The sequence below is a fragment of the Curtobacterium sp. 179-B 9B NHS genome (genome assembly GCF_045370965.1).
Classification (GTDB): Bacteria; Actinomycetota; Actinomycetes; order Actinomycetales; family Microbacteriaceae; genus Curtobacterium.
This window is the reverse complement of the sequence record NZ_JBIQDQ010000008.1, coordinates 75,801-95,872: the sequence shown is the minus strand read 5'-3', so window position 1 is coordinate 95,872 and position 20,072 is coordinate 75,801. Positions and strand designations below refer to the sequence as shown.

General features: G+C 73.3%; 14 protein-coding genes. 3 read left to right on the top strand and 11 right to left on the bottom strand.

Going from position 1 to position 20,072, the window contains the following annotated elements:
* Positions 1-76 precede the first annotated feature (76 nt).
* Positions 77-1,393, top strand: a complete 1,317-nt coding sequence (locus tag ACH0A8_RS09100) for a GNAT family N-acetyltransferase (protein ID WP_066655609.1) — start codon at positions 77-79, stop codon at positions 1,391-1,393.
* Positions 1,394-1,577: 184 nt separating this feature from the next.
* Here ACH0A8_RS09100 and ACH0A8_RS09095 read toward each other — a convergent pair whose 3' ends face one another.
* From ACH0A8_RS09095 to ACH0A8_RS09075, 5 genes are all read right to left on the bottom strand, one after another.
* On the bottom strand, positions 1,578-2,576 hold the full coding sequence (locus ACH0A8_RS09095) for an ABC transporter permease (protein ID WP_066655611.1): 999 nt from the start codon (positions 2,574-2,576) through the stop codon (positions 1,578-1,580).
* Positions 2,573-3,511: an ABC transporter permease gene (locus ACH0A8_RS09090; RefSeq protein ID WP_209685715.1), complete on the bottom strand. Its 939-nt coding sequence runs from the start codon at positions 3,509-3,511 to the stop codon at positions 2,573-2,575. The genes ACH0A8_RS09095 and ACH0A8_RS09090 overlap by 4 nt, the downstream gene beginning before the upstream one ends.
* On the bottom strand, positions 3,508-5,172 hold the full coding sequence (locus ACH0A8_RS09085) for an ABC transporter ATP-binding protein (protein WP_209685713.1): 1,665 nt from the start codon (positions 5,170-5,172) through the stop codon (positions 3,508-3,510). The genes ACH0A8_RS09090 and ACH0A8_RS09085 overlap by 4 nt, the downstream gene beginning before the upstream one ends.
* Positions 5,169-6,836 (bottom strand): ABC transporter substrate-binding protein, encoded by a 1,668-nt coding sequence (locus ACH0A8_RS09080; protein WP_209685711.1) that lies wholly within the window; start codon positions 6,834-6,836, stop codon positions 5,169-5,171. Before ACH0A8_RS09080 ends, ACH0A8_RS09085 begins: the two co-directional genes overlap by 4 nt.
* Positions 6,837-7,146: 310 nt before the next feature.
* Positions 7,147-8,427: an MFS transporter gene (locus ACH0A8_RS09075; RefSeq protein WP_406907026.1), complete on the bottom strand. Its 1,281-nt coding sequence runs from the start codon at positions 8,425-8,427 to the stop codon at positions 7,147-7,149.
* A 56-nt stretch (positions 8,428-8,483) separates the two neighbouring features.
* Between ACH0A8_RS09075 and ACH0A8_RS09070 the strand changes: the two genes are divergently transcribed.
* Positions 8,484-9,440 (top strand): DUF5937 family protein, encoded by a 957-nt coding sequence (locus tag ACH0A8_RS09070; protein ID WP_406907025.1) that lies wholly within the window; start codon positions 8,484-8,486, stop codon positions 9,438-9,440.
* A gap of 21 nt (positions 9,441-9,461) precedes the next feature.
* Here the strand turns inward: ACH0A8_RS09070 and ACH0A8_RS09065 are convergent, their stop codons facing one another.
* The 6 genes from ACH0A8_RS09065 to ACH0A8_RS09040 all read right to left on the bottom strand — a co-directional run bounded on the left by ACH0A8_RS09065 (position 9,462) and on the right by ACH0A8_RS09040 (position 17,848).
* Positions 9,462-10,397, bottom strand: coding sequence for a cation-transporting ATPase (locus ACH0A8_RS09065; protein ID WP_406907024.1), 936 nt, complete (start codon positions 10,395-10,397; stop codon positions 9,462-9,464).
* Between the two features lie 586 nt (positions 10,398-10,983).
* Complete coding sequence (locus tag ACH0A8_RS09060; RefSeq protein ID WP_406907023.1) at positions 10,984-12,243, bottom strand: D-arabinono-1,4-lactone oxidase; 1,260 nt, start codon at positions 12,241-12,243, stop codon at positions 10,984-10,986.
* Between the two features lie 10 nt (positions 12,244-12,253).
* Complete coding sequence (araA, locus tag ACH0A8_RS09055) at positions 12,254-13,780, bottom strand: L-arabinose isomerase (protein WP_406907022.1); 1,527 nt, start codon at positions 13,778-13,780, stop codon at positions 12,254-12,256.
* Positions 13,777-14,487 (bottom strand): L-ribulose-5-phosphate 4-epimerase, encoded by a 711-nt coding sequence (locus ACH0A8_RS09050; protein ID WP_406907021.1) that lies wholly within the window; start codon positions 14,485-14,487, stop codon positions 13,777-13,779. Before ACH0A8_RS09050 ends, araA begins: the two co-directional genes overlap by 4 nt.
* Positions 14,484-16,280: an FGGY-family carbohydrate kinase gene (locus tag ACH0A8_RS09045; RefSeq protein ID WP_406907020.1), complete on the bottom strand. Its 1,797-nt coding sequence runs from the start codon at positions 16,278-16,280 to the stop codon at positions 14,484-14,486. The genes ACH0A8_RS09050 and ACH0A8_RS09045 overlap by 4 nt, the downstream gene beginning before the upstream one ends.
* Positions 16,281-16,843: 563 nt before the next feature.
* On the bottom strand, positions 16,844-17,848 hold the full coding sequence (locus ACH0A8_RS09040; protein WP_209685698.1) for a LacI family DNA-binding transcriptional regulator: 1,005 nt from the start codon (positions 17,846-17,848) through the stop codon (positions 16,844-16,846).
* 150 nt (positions 17,849-17,998) lie between these two features.
* Between ACH0A8_RS09040 and ACH0A8_RS09035 the strand changes: the two genes are divergently transcribed.
* Positions 17,999-20,068 carry a glycoside hydrolase family 127 protein gene (locus ACH0A8_RS09035; RefSeq protein WP_066655652.1) on the top strand — a complete coding sequence of 690 codons (2,070 nt, stop codon included), beginning with the start codon at positions 17,999-18,001 and terminating at the stop codon, positions 20,066-20,068.
* Positions 20,069-20,072: the final 4 nt, after the last annotated feature.

Here is a 20,072-nt window from a genome sequence, read left to right as displayed (position 1 = left end):
CCACCGCCCACCCGACGGTTGCTGCTCCACCGCGCGAGGGAGGCGCCCGCGTGGAGCGCACCGGTAGGGTCGGCTCGTGGCCAGCAACGACGCATTCGACGACCGCTACGACCTGCGCGAGTTCGCGCCGACGACCGACGCCGAGGGGGCGCCGACGCCGGAGACCGAGGCGTGGATGCGCGCCGTCGGGTTCGGGTTCCACGAAGCCCACCCCGACGCCGAGGGTGCCGCGCGGATGGCGTCGCACTTCCTGGAGGACCAGGAGACGTTCCTCGGCGTGTACCTGCGCGACCCGTTCCCGGGCTCGGTCGACGAGACGTGGCCGGCCGGGACCTTCACCTGGTTCCGCAAGCGCCTGACGTGGGCCGAGGGCGCCGCGATCGACACGCAGGCGATCTCGGCCGTGACGGTCCGACCGACCGAGCGTCGGCGCGGGATCCTCCGCCGCATGATGACGCACGCGCTCGAGCGCGGCGTCGCCGAGGGCTACGCCGTCGCGTCCCTCACCGCGTCCGAGGGCACCATCTACCGCCGCTTCGGCTTCGGCTGCGCGATCCGTGAGCGGGCGGTGACCGTCCGCCGCGAGCGGGCACTGCCGCTGCTCGCGCCGACCACCGGCACCGTCGCGGTCGTCACGCCGGAGTGGCTCGCCGAGGGCACCGGGCGCGCCGTGTTCGACCGGTTCGACGCACGCACCCCGGGCTCGATGGTCCGGAACGCCGGCACGTGGCCGATCGTGTTCGGGCTCCGCGACGGCGAGGGCCAGCCCGCGAAGGACGTCCGCGCCGCGGTGCACCGCCCCGACGACTCCGACGAGGTCGACGGCTACGTGACCTGGCGCGTGAAGGAGGGCAAGGGCGACACCGTCCTCGAGATCGTCGACCTGGTCTACGCGAACGATGCCGCGTACCTGTCGCTCTGGGAGTTCCTGCTCTCGATCGACCTGAACGACGTGGTGCAGTACAGCCGCTCGCGGCTCGACGACCCGATCGTCGCGGCCCTCGGCGACAACCGCGCCTACGACGTCGAGCACGAGGAGGACCACGTCTGGCTCCGGGTGCTCGACGTGCCGGCGGTGCTCAGCAGCCGGCCGTACGCGGTCGACGGTTCGGTGACGCTCGCCGTCTCCGACGCGATGGGGTTCGCGTCGGGCACCTACCGGCTCGACGTCACCGACGGGCAGGGCACGGTGACGCGCCTGTCCGACGGCGCCGACGGCGAGGCCGACCTGCGGCTCGACGTGGCGGACCTCGGCGCGGTGCTCATCGGCTCGGTGTCCCCGGTCACCCTCGCCGCGGCCGGACTCGTGCGTGCGGCGGACCCGACGGCGCCCGCGCTGCTCCGGGCGATGCTCACGCCGGCCCGCACGCCGCACGGGATCACGTACTTCTAGGCGTGCGCCGGGCGCGCCGCCCGCTGCACCACGACCAACCGGAAGCACCTCGCGCCACGGAACCCCATGGCGCGAGGTGCTTCCGGTTGTGCAGCAGCACGCCGCACCACCAAGCGCGCCGACACATGGCGAGCCGACGTTGCGCGTCGCGGGCCCGGGCTGCCGGCCGAGCGGGGACCGGCACCTACGCCCGGCGACGCACCCGTGGGTCGACGAACGCGTAGACGACGTCCACGATCACGTTCGCGGTGACGATGAGCAGCGCCGAGAACACCGTGAAGCCGACGACCACCTGCAGGTCGAGGGTGTGCACCGCATCGATGAGCAGCGCTCCGAGGCCCTGCATCGAGAACACCTTCTCGGTGATGACCGCGCCGCCGAGCAGCGACCCGAGGTCGAGCCCGAACAGCGTCACCACGGGCAGGATCGCGGTCCGGAGTCCGTGCCGCACGACGACCTGCCGCTCCCGCAGGCCCTTCGCACGCGCGGTCCGGACGAAGTCCTGCGACATCGACTCGAGCATCTCGCCGCGGGTCAGCCGCGCGTAGATGGCCGCGCTGATGAAGGCGAGCACGCACCACGGCAGCACCAGGTGCGTCACCCACCCGACCGGGTCCTCGACGAACGGCACGTACCCGCTCGTGGGCAGCCAGCCGAGGGTGAACCCGAACAGCAGGATCGCGAGCAGCCCGATCAGGTACGCGGGCGAGGACACCCCGGCGACGGCGACCGTCATGACGGCGCGGTCGGCCAGCGTCCCCCGCTTGAGCGCGGACACCGTGCCGCCCGCCACACCGGCGACGAGCCACAGCACGGCGGCCCCGACGGCGATCGACGCGGTCACGGGCAGGCGCGACGCGATGAGGTTCGTGACGCTGTCGTGCAGCTGGAACGAGTACCCGAAGCACGGTGCCGCGCACGTGATCGTGGAGGCTCCGGAACCGAAGGTGCGGCCGGCGAAGATGCCGGCGAGGTACGCCCCGAACTGCGCGAACCACGGCTTGTCGGTGCCGAGGAACGCCTGCACGTCAGCGAGCCGCTCGGGCGTGCAGGGCTTGTCGCAGATCGCCCGGGCCGGGTTCGTGGGCAGCAGCATGAACAGCGCGTAGGTGATCGCCGCGACGACGAACAGCACGACGACGGCGCCGAGGATCCGGACGGCCAGGAAGCGGACGGTGCTCATCGGTCGCCCCCGCGCGGGTCGAGGGCGTCGCGCAGGGCGTCACCGAGCACGTTGAAGGCCAGGGTGATGAGGAACAGTGCGGCTCCGGGGAAGACGAGGTACATCGGATCGGTCTGCACCCAGCCGATCGCGTCGCCGATGCTGCGGCCCCACGACGGCGTCGGCGGGTTCACCCCGACGGCCAGGAAGGACAGCGCGGCCTCGGCGCCGATCATCGACGGGATCGAGATGGTCGCGTAGACGGTGATCGTCGCGGCGAGGTTCGGCAGGAGCTGCTTTCGGATGACGTGCCAGCGCCCCGCACCCATCGCGGTCGAGGCGACGACGTAGTTCCGGCTCACGAGCGAGAGCGTCTGCCCGCGCACGACGCGGGCGACGGAGGGCCACCCGAAGAACCCGATCACGAGCACGACGAGCAGCGGCTTCGGGAACGAGGTCGGCACGACCGCGGTGAGCGCGATCATGAAGACCAGGGACGGGAACCCGAAGATCACGTCGACCACGCGCGACAGCACCCGGTCGTACCAGCCGCCGAGGAACCCGGTGGTGACACCGACGAGCACCCCGATCACGATCGACATCGCGGTCGCGGCGAGCCCGATGCCGAGCGAGGTCCGTGCGCCGTAGGTCACGATGGCGAACAGGTCCCGCCCGGTCAGCGGCTCGACGCCGAACCAGTGCTCGCCGCTCACGCCGCCGGCAGCACCGCGGGGAGCCCCGAAGTCGTTCAGTGCGTCGACGTCGTAGCTGTACGGGTTCCGCCCGGTGGCGGCGGCGATGAGCGGTGCGGCGATCGCCACGACGATGAACACCGCGATGACGATCGCGGCGGCCACGGCCCAGCGGTCCTGACGGACCCGGCGCACCACGGCGCGGAACCCGGTGGTCCGACCGGCCGACGCGGAGACGGGCCGGTCGACGACGTTCGCGGTCACGAGACCACTCCTTCCCAGGCGCGCCAGGCCTCGCGGCGGGCGGCCTGTCGCGCGGGATCGGCGACCGGGGCCGCCGCGAGCAGCATGCGCGTGTAGTCCTGCTGCGGGTGGTCGAGCACGGCGGAGGTCGCGCCGCGCTCGACGATGCGGCCGTCGTGCAGCACGACGACGTCGTCGGCGAGCTGACGCACGACGGCCAGGTCGTGGCTGATGAGCAGCATGCCGAAGCCGAACTCGTCCTGCAGGTCTGCGAGCAGGTCGAGCACGGCGGCCTGCACGGTGACGTCGAGGGCGCTGGTCGGCTCGTCGGCGATCACCAGGGCCGGTCGGAGCGCCAGTGCCCGGGCGACGGCGACGCGCTGCCGCTGGCCGCCCGACAGCTGGTGCGGGAACCGTTCGGTCCACGACGGGTCGAGCTGCACCGCGGACAGGAGCTCGCGGGCGCGGTCGGCGCGCGAGGCCGGTGTGCCCTCGCCGTGCACGAGCAGCGGTTCGGCGATGCTCCAGCCGATGGTCTGTCGCGGGTTCAGCGACGACGCCGGGTCCTGGAAGACGATGCCCACGCGGCTGCGGAGCTCGCGCAGGCGCTTCCCGCGTGCGGTGCGCAGGTCGTTGCCGTCGACCTCGACCGAGCCGTCCACGACGGGGACGAGTCCGGCGAGCGCGCGGCCGATGGTCGACTTGCCGGACCCCGACTCCCCCACCAGGCCGAGCGTCCGGCCGGCCGTGAGTTCGAGGTCGATCCCGTGCACCGTGGGGTCGCCGCGGCGTGCGTAGCGCACGGCGACGTCGCGCAGGCGCGCGACCGCGGGTGATGGCCGGGAGGCACGAGACCCGGCCCCCGACCCGGCCGCGGCCGACGGTGCGGACGCGGGGTGTGCCTCCAGGGCGGGGACCGCGGCGAGGAGCTCGCGCGTGTAGTCGGCCCCCGGGTGCGCGAAGACGTGGGCGACCGCTCCGTGCTCGACGGGGTCACCGCGGCGCATCACCAGCACCTCGTCGGCGACGTCCGCGACCACACCCATGTCGTGGGTGATGAGCAGGACGGCGAGGTCGCGTTCGCGACCGAGCCGACGCAGCAGGTCGAGGATCCCGGCCTGGACCGTCACGTCGAGTGCGGTCGTCGGCTCGTCGGCGAACAACGCGACGGGGTCTCCCGCGAGCGCCATCGCGATCATCGCCCGCTGGAGCTGCCCGCCGGACAGCTCGTGCGGGTAGGCCTTCCGGATCCGGGCCGGGTCCGGCAGCCCGGCAGCCCGGAGCAGCTCGTCGACGCGGGCGGAGACGCCCGCCCGGTCCAGGTCGGTCGGGTGCGCCCGCACGGCCTCGGCGATCTGCGTGCCGATCGCCAGCACGGGGGTGAACGAGTTCATCGGTTCCTGGAACACGACCCCGATGCCCGCACCACGGACGGCGCGCAGCTCGTCCACGGAGGCGCCGATGAGCTCGGTCCCGCGGAACCGGGCGCTGCCCGACACACGGGCGGAGGGTGGCAGGAGTCCGAGCACGCTCATCGCGCTGACGGACTTGCCCGAACCGGACTCGCCGACGAGCGCGAGCACCCGGCCGGGCGTCAGGGTGAAGGAGACGTCACGGACGACGGGCTCCGCGTCGCCGAACGCGACGCGGAGCCCCTCGACCTCGAGCAGCGGTGCACTCACTGCGAGAGCGAGACCTTGAGGTAGTTCGGGTAGGCCGGGAAGTCCGCGATGCGGAAGTTCTCGACGTTCGACCCGGCCAGGAAGGACTGCTTCGCGTAGATCAGCGGGACGACGGGGGCGTCCTCCATGATCCGCCGGTCCGCCTGCGCCCACAGCTCCTGCGCCTCGGACTGGTCGACCGTGCCGGTGGCCTTCGCGATGAGGGCGTCGACCTCGGGGTTGCTGTACTTCGAGACGTTGTACCCGCCCCCACCGATCTCCGACGAGTCGTAGAGCGGCTGGATGTTGGCGTTCGCGCTCGGGAAGTCCGGCTGCCAGCTCGACAGCGAGAGGTCGAAGTCGGTGCCGTTCGTCGTCGCCTGGGTGAACGAGTCGTAGTCGAGCGGCTTGAGCGTGACCGTGATGCCGGCACGCTTCAGGCCCGCCTGCAGGGCCTGCGCCTGGGACAGGTAGGTCGGGTCGTTCTGCGTCACCAGCGTGAGCTTCAGGTCCTCGGCACCGGCGTCCTGCAGCAGCGCCTTCGCCTTGTCGACGTCGCCCGTCGCGCCGGTCTCGTACAGGTCGTAGTCCTGGCGTCCGGCGATGCCCGGCGTCACGAGCGTCGACGCGTACTCGCCGGCGAGCGCGCCGCCGGCGGCGATGCGGAACGACTTGCGGTCGACGGCGTACTGCAGCGCCTGGCGGACCTTCAGGTCCTTGAGCGCCCCGCGCTGCGTGTTGATCGCCATGTAGGTGATCGGGCCGGCCTTGCTCGTCGCGAGGCGGTCCTGCGCAGCGGGGTTGGCGCGCACCTGGTTGAGCTCGGCGGCACCGAGGAACTGCGCACCGAACGCGTTCTTCGCGTCACCGTTGTCGGCGATCAGGCTCTGCGTCGTGGTCGACGCGTCCTGGCTCTCCTTGAAGACGATCTTCGACGGACCGGCCGTGCGGATCGCGTCGGTCTTCGCGCTCCACTCCTTGTTCCGGACGAGCGTCACCTGCGAGCCCTGCGTGTTCGACTCGATCTGGTACGGGCCGCTCGACACGGGCTTCGCGTCGTACGCGCCGGTGTCCTTGCCCTCGCCCTCGGGCACGGGCGCGAACGCCGGCATCGACGCGAGCCACGGCCAGTCGCCGTACGGGGCGTCGAGCGTGAAGACGATGGTCTTGTCGTCGGGGGTCTCGATGCTGTCGAGCGTCTTCCCCTCGAACGGGCCCTGGTAGTCGGAGCCGCCGACCAGCAGGGACTTGTGGTAGCTCAGGCCGCCGGTGAGGTTCGGCGCGAAGGACCGCTCGATCCCCCACTTGATGTCCTTCGTGGTGATCGGCGTGCCGTCCTGGAACTTCAGGCCGTCCTTGAGCGTGTAGGTCCAGGTCCTGCCGCCGTTGCTCGACTCACCCGTGGTGGTCGCCAGGTCGGGGACGACCTTCGCGGTCTTCCCGGGCTGGACGTCCCAGGTGGTCAGGCGGCGGGCGACCAGGCCCATCGAGGTGATGCCGAGGCTCTGGCTCGTCGCCGGGTCCCAGTGCAGCGCGGTCTGCGCGGTGAGGATGTCGAGCGTGCCGCCCTTGCTCGTGCCGGTGGACGCGTCGTCCGACGCGCCGCCACCCGAGCAGCCGGTCAGCACGAGGGCTGCGGCGGCGGCGACGGCCGCGGTGATCGTCAAGCGCTTGGGGCGGTGCATGGTGTGCTGCTCCTCGTGGGGGGGGTGGGGGTGTCGAGCGCCGCCGACCGGGGGTCCGGTCTGCTGCGGCCAGCGTCGTCGTGGTGGACGGGGTGTCCGTCCCGGTTCGGGTGGCCGGGCGGTCCATGGTGGCACCGGTCGGTGCGCGGACCCGAACGCTCGCGTGGTCCGGACGACATGCAACGCAACATTGCACGACGCAACAGCACAACGCCTGCGGCTCGAGCGTATTCCCGCGGCGCGCGAGGCGTCCGGTCACGCCCGACGGACGGCGACGACGGACACCGGTCGGGAGGCGCGGCGCGGCCCGTCAGGCCGTGACCGTCGTCCTCGCGGCGCGTCCGGCGATCGCTCCGACCCCGAGCGCCGAGCCGAGGAACACGACGGCGAGGATCGCCCAGCCGGCGGTCCCGAGGTCGACGGCGGTGAGGGTCACCACGGTGGGCGCGATCATCGCAGCGACCGCGTACCCGGTGCCGTACACGCCCTGGTACGCACCGATCCGGTCCGCCGGTGCGAGCTCGAAGCTCAGCGCCCACCCCGCCGCACTCGACGTGATCTCCGCGAGCGAGTGCGCGACGGCCGCGAGGACGAGCACGGCGGTCGCGGTCGCAGCCGGCACCCAGTCGTCCCCGCGGACCCACCCGGCGGCGGCCCACAGGCCGCACGCCACCGCCATGACCCACCCCGCGTGCCGCATCACCCGGGCCGCTCCCGCGACGGAGTCCGTCCCGCGGCTCAGCCGGACCTGCAGCAGGACGACGATCACGGTGTTCACGAGCAGCAGCGGCGAGACGAGCACGTCCGGGGCGACGGTGTGCTGCACGATCCAGATCGGCACCCCGACCTCGAACAGGCCGAACTGCATGCCGAACAGTCCCGTCAGGGCGGTGACGGCGAGGAAGCGCACGTCGCGGTAAGGGCTCCGGCCGGCGGGTTCCCGGCGCACGATCGTGCCGGTGTCCGTGCGGTCCGCGGGGGCCGCGTCGACGCGCGCCGCCGACAGACCCGCGACGAGGACCGCCGACGCCAGGAACAGCGCGCCGGAGAGCACCATCGTCACGCGGTAGGCCTCGCCGGTGCCGATCGCGAGCGGGACCGCGGCGAGCGCGGTGCCCACGCCGATGCCGACGTTCGTGACCGTGCGCATGGTCGCCCGGACGCGGACCCGCTCCCCACCGGGGAACGCCCGGCCGACCGCAGCGCTCCGGACGGCGCTGCCGCCCTGCTGCGCGAGGGTCACGACGGACGCCGTCGCGACGAGCGTCGGCAGGTCGTGGACGAGCACGTAGCTGATGAGCGCGAGCCCCTGCACCAGGTGCAGCCACACGAGCATCCGTCGCGCGCTGAACCGGTCCGCGAGGTGCCCGAACACGAGCGACGCGGCGACGCCGACCGCGCCGGCGACCGTGAGGCCGAGACCGACCGCGACGGCCGGGATCCCGACGATCGTGGTGAGGTACAGCGAGGTGAGCGTGAAGAAGGCACCGCGCCCGAGGGTGTCCACCAACGTGACCGTGAGCAGGCGTCGGAGCGTCGGGTCCTGTCGGACCAGGGTGCGGATCGGGACCGGTTGCGCCGTGGTGCTCACAGTCCTGTTCTCGCAGCAGCGCGGTGCTGACCAGAACGGATGTAGCGTCAGGCTTCATGATCCGCTACCGGCTCGAGCCCTCCGACGTCTCGGCGGTGCGGTTCGGCATCTCGCCGCTGTCGGAGCTCGGCCTCGGGCTGCGCGCCTTCCGAGCACCGGAGCGGTACCCCTTGCAGCGGCCGTGGCTCGAGCGCATCGCCGGCGTACTGCCCGTCCTCGACGGCCCCGTCCTCGCCGGCCTGGTCGACGAGCGCCGGTGGGTCGCGGACTTCGTCAACCCCCGTCCGGAGTCCCCGCTGGGGTCGTTCGACGACGAGCTCCGTGCCCTCGGCCGGATCTCGCCCTCCCGGCTCCGGACCGACCTCGAGCGGGTGCACGGCACCGTGCCGGACGTGTTCGTCGGGCGTCACGAGGACGTCGTCGACCGGCTCGTCCGGGCGCTCGCCACCACGTGGGAGCTCTGCTTCGCACCGTACTGGCCGCGGATGCGCCGCGTGCTGCAGGCCGACGTGACGCACCGCGGCCGGATCGCCGCGCACGAGGGCGTCGGCGCGGTGCTCGGTGGGCTGTCCGAGTCGGTGCGCTTCGACGGCCGACACGTCGACGTCCGGTTGAGCAGCCCGATCGCGCGCGACCGCCCGGTGCAGGGCGAGGGACTGACGCTCGTCCCGTCGGTGTTCGTCGTCCGCGCGTCGACGCCGATCGACGACGACATGCCCCCGACCGTCATGTACCCGGCGCGGGGGCAGGGCGCGATGTGGTCGACCGCGTCGCACCCCGACGCCGGCGCCGTCCGCGACCTGCTCGGGGGCACGCGGGCCGCGCTCCTCGACGCGCTCGGCGAGCCTGCGTCGTCGACCGACCTCGCGATGCGGTTCGGCGTCTCCACCTCGGCCGTCAACCAGCACCTGCGGGTGATGGAACGGGGCGGGCTGCTCAACCGGACGCGGTACGGCCGCGCGGTGCTGTACTACCGCAGCACCGTCGGCGACGCGCTCGTCCGACGGGAGTGAGCACGTCGGCCGCCGGGCGTGTCAGCGATCGAACAGCCCACCGAGGAAGTCGTTGCCGAGGTTCGACGCCTGCTCGCCCAGGCCGGATGCCTGCTCGCCGAGGCCGGACGCCTGCTCGCCCAGTCCGCCCAGGAACTGCTCGCCCTCGGCCGCGAAGCCCTCGACGCTGCCGCCCAGGTCCGCGAGACCGAGGTCGCCAATGCCCGAGGCGATGCCCTCGAAGTCGACACCGAGGTCGGCCGCGCCGGCCAGCACGGGTGCCGCCGCTGCGCTCACCACCGCTCCTCCGGCGACCGCCACCGCGAGACCACCGAGCACCACCGCACCGGCACCGACGGCAGCACCGCCGGCGAAGGCACCACCCCTGCCGCTGCCCGGTCGCCCGGAGCCGCCGAGCACGCGGCGGATGAGCCCGGGTCGGGACATCTCGCCGCGGGTCATCGCCCGCGCCATGCCGCCGGACGAGTCGTCCCGCAGGTGCTCGTGCGGCGGGAGCTCCGAGTTCAACCGGTCCCGAACCTGCTGCCGCTGCGCCGGGGTGAGCCGCGCGAAGGCGTCGTGGTGCACCTGCTCGATCTGGTCCGGGCTCGCCGTCCGCAGCAGGTAGTCGTACTTCGCCAGGGCGACCTTGTCGGCGTCGGCATGCCCGCCGTGCGCCTGCGGCTGCCCCGGGTGCTGCTCGGGCCGCCCGTACTGCTGCTGCGGCTGCCCGTACTGCTGCTGTCCCGGCTGCTGCTGTCCCGGCTGCTGCTGTCCCGGCTGCGGCTGTCGCGACCGGTCGTCGCCCGTCAGCTTGTCCGCGGCAGTCCGCACGATGTCACGCCAGTCGGTCCCGCCCCCGGTGCCGTGCGGGTTCTGCTGGTGGCCGGCTGCGGCGTTCCCCTGCGCGCGCTGCTTCTGCATCTGCTTGTCGATGACCTTCGAGGCCATGCCGAGGATCCGGTTGAGGTTCGCCATGCCCCAACCTTTGTGATCACACATGAGAGCACTCAGCAACCGAGCAGTGCGCCACCCGCCGATCAGGTCCGAGAGCGCTGGGAGCGACGGAGCGGCCGGCACGTCCGACTGCGGAACACAGCGACAGCCACTCCGATCCGGTGGTACATCACCGGACGGTTCGGGAGGGTGTCCTCGGCCGTGCACCCGCCGGAGCGCGGCCAGGTGGACGTGCGAGGCCCGGATCTGCAGGAACAGATCCGGGCCTCAGTTCGCCTTCCGAGTGGAAAGCCAGGGATGCAAACCCATCCCCGAGCTCAGCGCTCGGACCGATGGTAGCCGAGCCCGCTCGGCTTCGCATCCCTGGCTCGACGCTCTTCGTGTCCGCCGGCGACGACACCAGGAGGTCCTCGATGTCGCGAGACGACGACGGCCGGAACAGGCGTCACGCGCTCTGGCTGGGGATCGCGAGCTTGCTCGTGAACACCACCAGACTGCTGGTCGACCTGCTCCGCAAGGGCTGAGGATGCGGGTGCCCCTCGCCGCCACCAGCGGCGAGGGGCACCCCGTCGGTCAGGACCGCAGGCGCGTCAGGACGGCAGGCGCGTCAGGACAGCAGGCGCGCCAGGAACGCGTTGCGGAACCGCCCGGTCGGGTCGAGGTCCCGCGCGAGCGCCGCGAAGTCGTCGAGGCGCGGGTACGCCTCGCGCAGGCGTTCGACGCTCGCGGCGGAGACCTTCCCCCAGTGCGGGCGGGGATCGAAGGGCGCGAGGACCTCCTCGATCCGCTCGACCGCGGCAGCCACGGCCTCGGCGTCCCGTCGGAAGGTGAAGTGCAGCCCGACCGACTGCCGTCCCGACGAGGGCGCCAGCCATGCCGTGTCGGCGGCGATCGTCCGGACCTCGGCCGCGATGAGCAGCGGCGCGAAGAGCGGCTCGAGCGGGCGCAGCGCATCGAGCGCGGCGACGGCGTGCTCTGCGGGGACCAGGTACTCCGCCTGGATCTCGGCACCGGTGGACGGCTCGAAGGTCGACCGGAAGTGCGGCAGCCGCTCGGCCCACGGCCCGGGGACCCCGCCCTGCTCGGTGACGCTCGCGGCGTCGTTCTCCCCCGGGTGCACGGGCCCGCCCGCCCGACGGGCACCGAGCGCGACGAGGTCGACCGACGGTGCAGGTTCGTCGACGCGGTGCTTCGTCCAGACCTGTCGGGCACCGCGGTCGTCGAACGAGGTGAACAAGGACACCGAGTACGCGTCCGACACCACCCGGTCGAAGTGCTCGAGGACGGCGTCCCACGGCAGGTCGAGGTGCACGGTCGTGGCCACCTGGAACGTCGGCTCGATCGCGAGCTCGACCGCGGTGACGACGCCGAGCGCACCGAGTGCCACCCGGTGCTTGTCGAGGGCGCCGTCCGGCGACGACGCGTCGACCCGGACGACGTCGCCGGAGGCCCGGACGACCTCGAGCCCGACCACCGCCTGCGCGAGCGACGGGTTGCGGACGCCGGAGCCGTGCGTGCCGGTGGCGACCGCGCCGGCGACCGAGATGTGCGGCAGGGAGGCGAGGTTCGCGAGGGCCCAGCCACGAGCCTCCAGGCCGGCCGCCACCTGTGCGTGCGTCATGCCGGCGGCGACCCGCACCACGCGCCGGTCGGCGTCGACCTCGAGCACCGGCGGGAGGCCGGCGAGCGTGACCTGGACGGCGTCGGTGTCGGCGATCTCGTTGAACGAGTGCGTCGAGCCGAGCGCCGTCAGGCGCGGCGTGGCCGCGACGAGCTGCTGGACCGCCGCCACCGAGGTGGGGCGGTCGAGCGCGGAGGCGCGGTAGGTGACGTTCCCCGCCCAGTTGGTGCGCGTCGTCGCGGCCACGGTCACGGTCCTAGAACCCGCGGTCGAGACGGTGCCACGCCTGCTGCAGGCGGAGCTCGTCGCGGAACCCGCGAGCCGTGGTGTGCTCGTCGATGACCAGGAACTCGGTGCCGACCATGGTCGCGAGGTCCTCGACGACCTGCAGGCCGACGGCCGTCGTCATGACGGTGTGGTGCGCGGCGCCGGCGGTGAGCCAGGCCTCCGCGGCGACCGGGAACGACGGACGCGGCTCCCAGACGGCACGGCCGACCGGCAGGTTCGGCAGCGCCTCGGTCGGCGGGACGACGTCGACGACGTTCGCGGTGAGGCGGAAGCCGTCGCGCGTGTCGGACAGGGCGACCACGACGGCTTCGCCCGCGTCCGCGGTGAAGACCAGGCGCACCGGGTCGTCCTTGCCGCCGATGCCGAGCGGGTGGATCTCGAGCGTCGGCGTCGCGGTGGTGAGCGTCGGCGAGACCTCGAGCATGTGCGCGCCGAGGATCTTCTCGGCACCCGGGGTGAGGTCGTACGTGTAGTCCTCCATGAGGGAGGCACCGCCGGGCAGGCCCGCACCGGCGACGTTCATCGCGCGGACGAGGACGGCGGTCTTCCAGTCGCCCTCGGCGCCGAAGCCGTAGCCGTCGGCCATGAGCCGCTGCACCGCGAGGCCGGGCAGTTGCTTGAGCGTGCCGAGGTCCTCGAAGTTCGTCGTGAACGCAGCGGAGCCGTTCTGCTCCAGGAGTGCACGGAGGCCGAGCTCGATCGCGGCGCCGTCGCGGAGCGCCTGGTGACGGTCACCGCCGTCGCGCCGCAGCGACGCGTCGACGTCGTAGTCGCGCTCGTAGACGGCGACGAGCTCGTCGATCGCTGCCGTGTCCGCCTCGGCCTCGGCCACCGCTGCGGCCAGCTCGTTCACGGCCCAGGTGTTCACCTGCACGCCGAGCTCGATCTCCGCCTCGGTCTTGTCGCCCTCGGTGACGGCGACGTACCGCATGTTGTCGCCGAAGCGCGTCAGCTTCAGCTCGCGGACGGCCGCCGCACCGGCCGCGGCGCGCGTCCAGTCCTCCACCCGCGAGACCACGCGCGGGTCGGACACGTGCCCGACGGCGGTCGCGTGCCGGACGCCGAGGCGGGCCAGCGCGTAGCCGAACTCGCGGTCGCCGTGCGCGGCCTGGTTGAGGTTCATGAAGTCGAAGTCGATGTCGCCCCACGGCAGCGCGACGTTCGCCTGGGTGTGCAGGTGCAGCAGCGGCTTCGTGAGCGCCTGCAGGCCACCGATCCACATCTTGGCCGGGCTGAACGTGTGCATCCACGTCGTCACACCGATGACCTTGTCGTCGGCGCTCGCCTCGATGAGCGCGCGACGGATGCCGTCGGCGTCCTTGAGCACCGGCTTCCACACGAGCTTCACGGGCAGTGCACCCGCGAGCTCCGCGTGCACGGCCTTGCTCTGCTCCTCGACCTGGCGCAGGGTCTCCTCGCCGTACAGGCCCTGCGACCCGGTGAGGAACCAGACCTCGTAGCTGTCGAGGGTGGCCTGGGGGTTCACCTGCGTCATCGCATGGCTCCTTCGGGGTTCTGTCCGTAGACGTTCTGGTAGCGATCGAAGAGTCGATCGATGTCGTCGGGGGCGATCGGCACGAGCTCCCCGCCCTGCTTCGCGATGTGCACCGTGCGTGCGACGTCCTCGCACATCACCGCCGCCTTCACGGCGTCCTTCGCGTCCTTGCCGATCGTGAAGACGCCGTGGTTCTGCATGAGCACGGCGCGGCTCCGGTGACCGGCGAGGGTGTCGACGATGCCGCGGCCGATGGAGTCGTCGCCGATGATCGCGAACGGGCCGACCGGGATCGGACCGCCGAACTCGTCCGCCATCGCGGTGATCACGCAGGGGATCTCCTCGGCGCGGGCGGCCCACGCCGTGGCGTACGTCGAGTGGGTGTGCACGACGCCGCCCACCTCGGGCATGTTCCGGTAGACGAAGGCGTGCGCGGCGGTGTCGGACGACGGGCCGTGCGCGTTGCCCCACCCCTCGGCGGGCAGCCCGTCGAGGGTGCAGACCACCTGGTTCTCCGGGGTGAGGTCGTCGCTGGAGACCCCGCTCGGCTTGATGACGAACAGGTCGGTGCCCGGCACGCGCTCGGAGACGTTGCCGCCCGTCCAGATGACGAGGCCGTAGCGGACGAGCTCGCCGTGCAGGGACGCGACGCGCTCCCGCGCCGCGGCGACCGCCGCCCTCGTCTCGTCCGTGATCGGTCCGGTCATGCGGCTGACTCCTTCTCGGTCTGGAGGCGCGCCTCGACCACGTCGGTCGGCTCGCCCTGGTCGGTCGGTGCGGGCTGCCCCGTCGGTGCGGCCTGGTCCGTCGGTGCGGCCTGGTCCGTCGGTGCGGCCTGGTCCGTCGGTCCGGCCTGGTCGCTCGCCCCGCTGGTGCGGGTCGCGGCGGCGGCGACGTCCTGCACGGGGAGGGCCGCGCGGTACCGGGCCAGGTAGTCCTGGAAGCCCGCGACGTCGCGGTCCTCGGGCTCGGCGACGTGGACCGCGTCGCCGCGGAACACCGTGTCGGCGAGGAAGTCCTCCAGCGGGCGGTCGGTGTGCTCCAGGTACGCCGCGAGCACCGCGATGCCCCAGGCGCCACCCTCGCCCGCGGTCTCCTCGAGGGCGACCGGCACGCGGAGCGCTGCGGCGAGCAGGCGCTGCGGGGCACCCGGCGTGCGGAAGAGGCCGCCGTGCGCGGTCATCCGGTCGACGGCGACCTCCTCGCCGTGCAGGACGTCCATGCCGATCGCGAGGGTCGCGAAGGCACCGTGCACCTCGGAGCGGACGAGGTTGCCGAGCGTGAAGCGGGCACCGGGGGTGCGCAGCAGCAGGGGTCGGCCGTCCTCGACGTGCGTGACCGGCTCGCCGGCCAGGTAGTTGAAGGAGAGCAGCCCGCCGGCGTCCGGGTCCGCGTCGGCGGCCTCGGCCAGCAGGGTGGCGTAGACGTCGTCGACGGGGACCGACGCGCTGCCGGTCCGTTCGCTCGTGGCCTCGGCGAACCGGCCGAAGACACGGGCCCAGGCGGCGATCTCGCTCGCACCGTTGTTGCAGTGCACCATCGCGACCGCGTCACCGGCCGGGGTCGTGACGACGTCGAGCTCCTCGTGCGGGGTCCGGAGCGCCCGCTCGAGCACGACCATCGCGAAGATGCTCGTGCCGACGCTGACGTTGCCGGTGCGCGGGGCGACGGCGTTCGTGGCCACCATGCCCGTGCCGGCGTCGCCCTCGGGCGGGCAGAACGGGACGCCGGGCTGCAGCGTGCCGGTGGGGTCGAGCCACGTGGCTCCCTCGCGGGTGAGCGCACCCGCGTCCTCACCCGCGACGAGCACCTCGGGGAGCAGGGCGCGGAGGTCCGGGACGCGGTCGCCGAGCAGGTCCTGCGTGGCGGCGAGCATCGACGCGTCGTAGTCGCGGCGACCGGGCTCCCCCGGGGCGCTCTCGACCGGGCCGGACTCGATCGGGAACATGCCGCTCGCGTCGCCGACGCCGAGGACGTCGCGGCCCGTGAGCATGCGGTGCACGTACCCGGCGAGCGTCGTGACGCCGGCCAGCTGGGCGACGTGCGACTCGTCGTCGAGCACGGCCTGGTACAGGTGCGCGACCGACCAGCGCTGCGGGACGTTGAAGTCGAGCGCGGCGCTCAGCTGCTCGGCGGCCGGGCCGGTCGAGGTGTTGCGCCAGGTGCGGAACGGGACGAGGAGGTCGCCGTCCTCGTCGAACGCCAGGTAGCCGTGCATCATCGCCGAGACGCCCGCCGCGCGGAAGGCCGTCGGGCGGACGCCGAACTGCCGCTCGACGTCGGCGACCAGGTCGGCGTAGGCCGCGCGGACACCGGTCTCGACGGCGACCAGCGGGTAGGTCCACCGCCCGTCGACGTACTCGTTCTCCCACTCGTGGGAGCCGCTCGCGATCGGTCGGAGCTGCTCGTCGACGAGCACGGCCTTGATCCGGGTGGAGCCGAGCTCGATGCCGAGTGTCGTGCGGCCGTCCTCGACCTGCTGCCGGCGGTCGTCGCTCATGTGTCCTCCCGAGACCTCGTCGTCCTGCGTGAGCGCTCACATCCTGGCACGTGAGCGCTCACGCCTGCAACGCGTCGGCGCGCCGCCCTGCTCGCGCGCGCCGGGCTCCCGCCCGCTCCCCCCGCTGCTCCCCCCGCCGAGCGGGCACGATCCGTCACGCTCGGCATCCCGCGCCGACACATCGCACCCACTCGGCGGAACGCCCGCGGCAGGTCGTGCCCGCTCGCGCAGCCGGGCTGCTCTGTCCACCGAGCCGTACCGAGCCCCACCAAGCCCCACCGAGCCCCATCGAGCGGGCCCGATCCGTCACGCTCGACATCCCTCGCCGATACATCCCACCCGCTCGGCGGCACCCCCGCGGCAGGTCGTGCCCGCTCGCGCAGCCGGGCTGCTCTCTCCGCCGAGCCGTACCGAGCCCCACCAAGCCCCACCGAGCGGGCCCGATCTGTCACCCTCGACCCCCCTCTCCGCCACATCTCGCCCGCTCGGCGACCGCACGTGGCGGGTCCTGCCCCATCCGCGACCCGGTCAGCGGAACAACCGCCCGGCGCCCGGCCGCAGGACTACGCGCCGAGGGTGCTCTCGCGGACGACGAGCGACGGGGTGACGGCCGTCGAGACCGGACTCCCTCCGGCCACGAGCTCGAGCAGCGCCCGGCCCGCGATGCGACCGAGCTCGTCGAGCCGCATGTCGACGGTGGTCAGCGGGGGCCGCGACGCGAGCGCCACCACGTCCCAGTCGTCGTACCCGGTCACGGCGACGTCCCCCGGCACCGACCGCCCGGTCTCCCGCAGTCGGTCGCACACGCCACGGGCGATCTGGTCGTTCCCGCACAGCACCGCGTCCACCGCGGACGGCTCCCGGTCGAGCAGGTCGACGGCCTGCCGCCCCCAGCGCTCGGACCACTCCCCGTGCATCGGAGCGCCCACCATCCGGTCACCGAGCACCGGGGCAGCCCCGCGCGCCCGGTCGACCGCCGACCGCGCGTCCTGCGGGCCCGTGACGACGGCGACCCGATGCCGCCCGAGTCCGACGAGGTGCGCCGCCGCAGCAGCAGCGCCGGCGGGGTCGTCGAGTGTGATCGAGACGTCCGCGGGGTCGGTGGACGGGGTCAGCGCGTAGACGACGGGCACCGGGACCGGCACCTCGATCGGCGGCCGGGCATCGGCGGAGCGGCCGGTGACGATGATGCCGTCGACGCCGCGGGCGACGAGCGACCGGAGGTAGTGGGCCTCGCGCACGTGGTCGTCGCGGGTGTCGGCGACCAGGACCATCACCTCGCCGGCGGAGAGGGCGTCCTCGGCCCCGAGCAGCACCGGCATCGTGAACCGTCCGAACGAGTCGGTCGTCACCATGCCGACCGTCCACGTCCGACCGGAGGACAGCGCACGGGCACGTGCGTCGCCGACGAACCCGAGCTTCTCCGCCGCGTCCTTGACCCGCGCCCGGGTCTCGTCGCGCAGCTGCCCGGTGTCGTTCAGCGCCTTCGACGCCGTCCCGATGGACACCCCGGCGAGCGCTGCGACGTCGCTGATGCGAGCGAGTCGGGCTCTGCGGTCCGTGGCCACGGCAACGTCCTTTCCGGCAGGGGCCCGGCCGACCGAGCCCGCGCCGATCCTAGGCGACTGCGCTCTTGTGCTGCCGCACCACCTGTCGTACGGTCGTCCCGGAAAGCGCTTTCCGCACGGACGGCCGCCAGTCAGACGCAAGGAGGCGCCATGACCACCACGACCGGAACCCCGACGGCCACCCCCGCGACGGGACGCGGGGCGCGGACCGCGACCCCGGTCCTCCCGACCGCGGGTGCACACCTGGTGTCCCGCCCGCTCCCCGCCGGCGCTGCGCGCATCACCGGGGGCTTCTGGGCACTGCGCCAGGACCGCAACGGTCGCGACGCCGTCCGCAGCGGGTACGAGCGCCTCCGCGACGCAGGGAACTTCCGGAACCTGCGCATCGCCGCGGGCGACGAGCAGGGCGAGGCGGTCGGGCCGATCTTCATGGACTCCGACGTGACGAAGTGGCTCGAGGCCGTTGCGTGGGAGTACGGCCGGGCCCCGGCCGACGACCTGCTCGAGCTGCAGCGCGAGGTGACGGCGCTCTACGCCAGGGCGCAGGCGGAGGACGGCTACCTCGACTCGGTGCAGCAGGTCCGGGGCGGGGGCGAGCGGTACGTCGACCTGAAGTGGAGCCACGAGATGTACTGCGCCGGGCACCTGTACCAGGCCGCGGTCGCGCAGCACCGCGCCACGGGTGACACCGGCCTGCTCGAGGTGGCCGTGCGGAACGCCGACCACCTCGTCCGGACGTTCGGCCCGGGTGACGACCGCACCCAGGACGTCGACGGCCACCCCGTCGTCGAGATGGGGCTCGTCGAGCTGTACCGCGAGACCGGCACCCGCGCCTACCTCGACCTGGCGCACTGGTTCGTCGACGCCCGCGGGCGCGGCATCATCGAGCGCGCCGGCGGCGAGCCGACGTACTTCTCCGACCGGGTCCCCGTCCGCGAGGCCACCACCGTCGAGGGCCACGCCGTCCGCGCCGTCTACCTGGCCGCCGGTGCCGTGGACGTCGCGATCGAGACCGGCGACACCGAGCTCCTCACGGCGAGCGAGCGCCAGTTCGCGGACATGACGGCCACGAAGGCGTTCATCACCGGCGGCCTCGGCGCCCGCTGGGACTGGGAGGCGTTCGGCGACCCGTACGAGCTCCCGACGGACCGCGGCTACGCCGAGACGTGCGCGGCCATCGGCGGCATCCAGTGGGCGTGGCGGCTGCTGCTCGCGACGGGGAAGCCCGTGTACGCCGATGCGATCGAGCGCCTGCTCTACAACGCGTTCCTGCCCGGCGTGAGCCTCGCCGGCACCGAGTACTTCTACGTCAACCCGCTGCAGCACCGCGACGGCGCGCACCAGGACGAGAACCGCTCCCCCGCCCACGGACGTCGCGGCTGGTTCGACTGCGCCTGCTGCCCGCCGAACATCATGCGCACGTTCGCGAGCCTCGACGGGTACCTGGCGACGGCGACCGACGGCGGCCTGCAGGTCCACCAGTACGCGGACGCCGACCTCGGCCCCGTCCGCGTCGCGACCGGCTACCCGCACGACGGCCGCGTGGTCGTCACGGTGACCGAGGACGGCCCCCTGGCGCTCGGACTCCGCATCCCGGCGTGGTCGGACACCACCACCGTGACCACCCCCGACGGCACCGCGACCCCGGAGCCCGGCACCCTGCACGTGGTCGAGCGCGCGTGGACGGCCGGTGACACCGTCGAGCTCGCCTTCGACACGACGCCGCACCGCTACGTGGCGGATCCCCGCATCGACGCGGCACGGGGCCAGGTGGCGATCGAGCGCGGGCCGCTCGTCTACGCCGTCGAGCAGGCGGACCAGCAGGGCTTCACGGTCGACGACCTGACGGTCGACGCGAGCGCGCCGGTAACCGAGGAGCGCCGCGACGACCTGCTCGACGGCGTCGTCACGCTGCGCGTCGCCGGGCACGCTCCGGCGCGGCACGAGCAGGCGGCGTGGCCGTACCGACGGCTGGAGCGGACGGGAGGCGCGACGCACCCCGCCGACGCCACCCCCGTGACCGAAGCGGCCGGCTCCGCGACCGCGGCCGGTCCCGCCGGGGCGACCCCCGTCACCGACGCGGCCGGCTCCGCGACCACGGCCGGTCCCGCCGACGCGACCACCGGCCTCCAGGCCGTCACCGCGACCGCCGTGCCGTACTACGCCTGGGCGAACCGCGGCCCCGCACCGATGCGCGTCTGGCTGCCGCTCGCCCACTGAGCGC

Coding starts and splice junctions, on each gene's coding strand:
- ACH0A8_RS09095 (WP_066655611.1), bottom strand. CDS start 2,576: ATGAGCACCGTCCGCTTCCTGGCCGTCCGGATCCTCGGCGCCGTCGTC.
- ACH0A8_RS09080 (WP_209685711.1), bottom strand. CDS start 6,836: ATGCACCGCCCCAAGCGCTTGACGATCACCGCGGCCGTCGCCGCCGCC.
- ACH0A8_RS09070 (WP_406907025.1), top strand. CDS start 8,484: ATGATCCGCTACCGGCTCGAGCCCTCCGACGTCTCGGCGGTGCGGTTC.
- ACH0A8_RS09065 (WP_406907024.1), bottom strand. CDS start 10,397: ATGGCGAACCTCAACCGGATCCTCGGCATGGCCTCGAAGGTCATCGAC.
- araA (WP_406907022.1), bottom strand. CDS start 13,780: ATGACGCAGGTGAACCCCCAGGCCACCCTCGACAGCTACGAGGTCTGG.
- ACH0A8_RS09050 (WP_406907021.1), bottom strand. CDS start 14,487: ATGACCGGACCGATCACGGACGAGACGAGGGCGGCGGTCGCCGCGGCG.
- ACH0A8_RS09045 (WP_406907020.1), bottom strand. CDS start 16,280: ATGAGCGACGACCGCCGGCAGCAGGTCGAGGACGGCCGCACGACACTC.
- ACH0A8_RS09035 (WP_066655652.1), top strand. CDS start 17,999: ATGACCACCACGACCGGAACCCCGACGGCCACCCCCGCGACGGGACGC.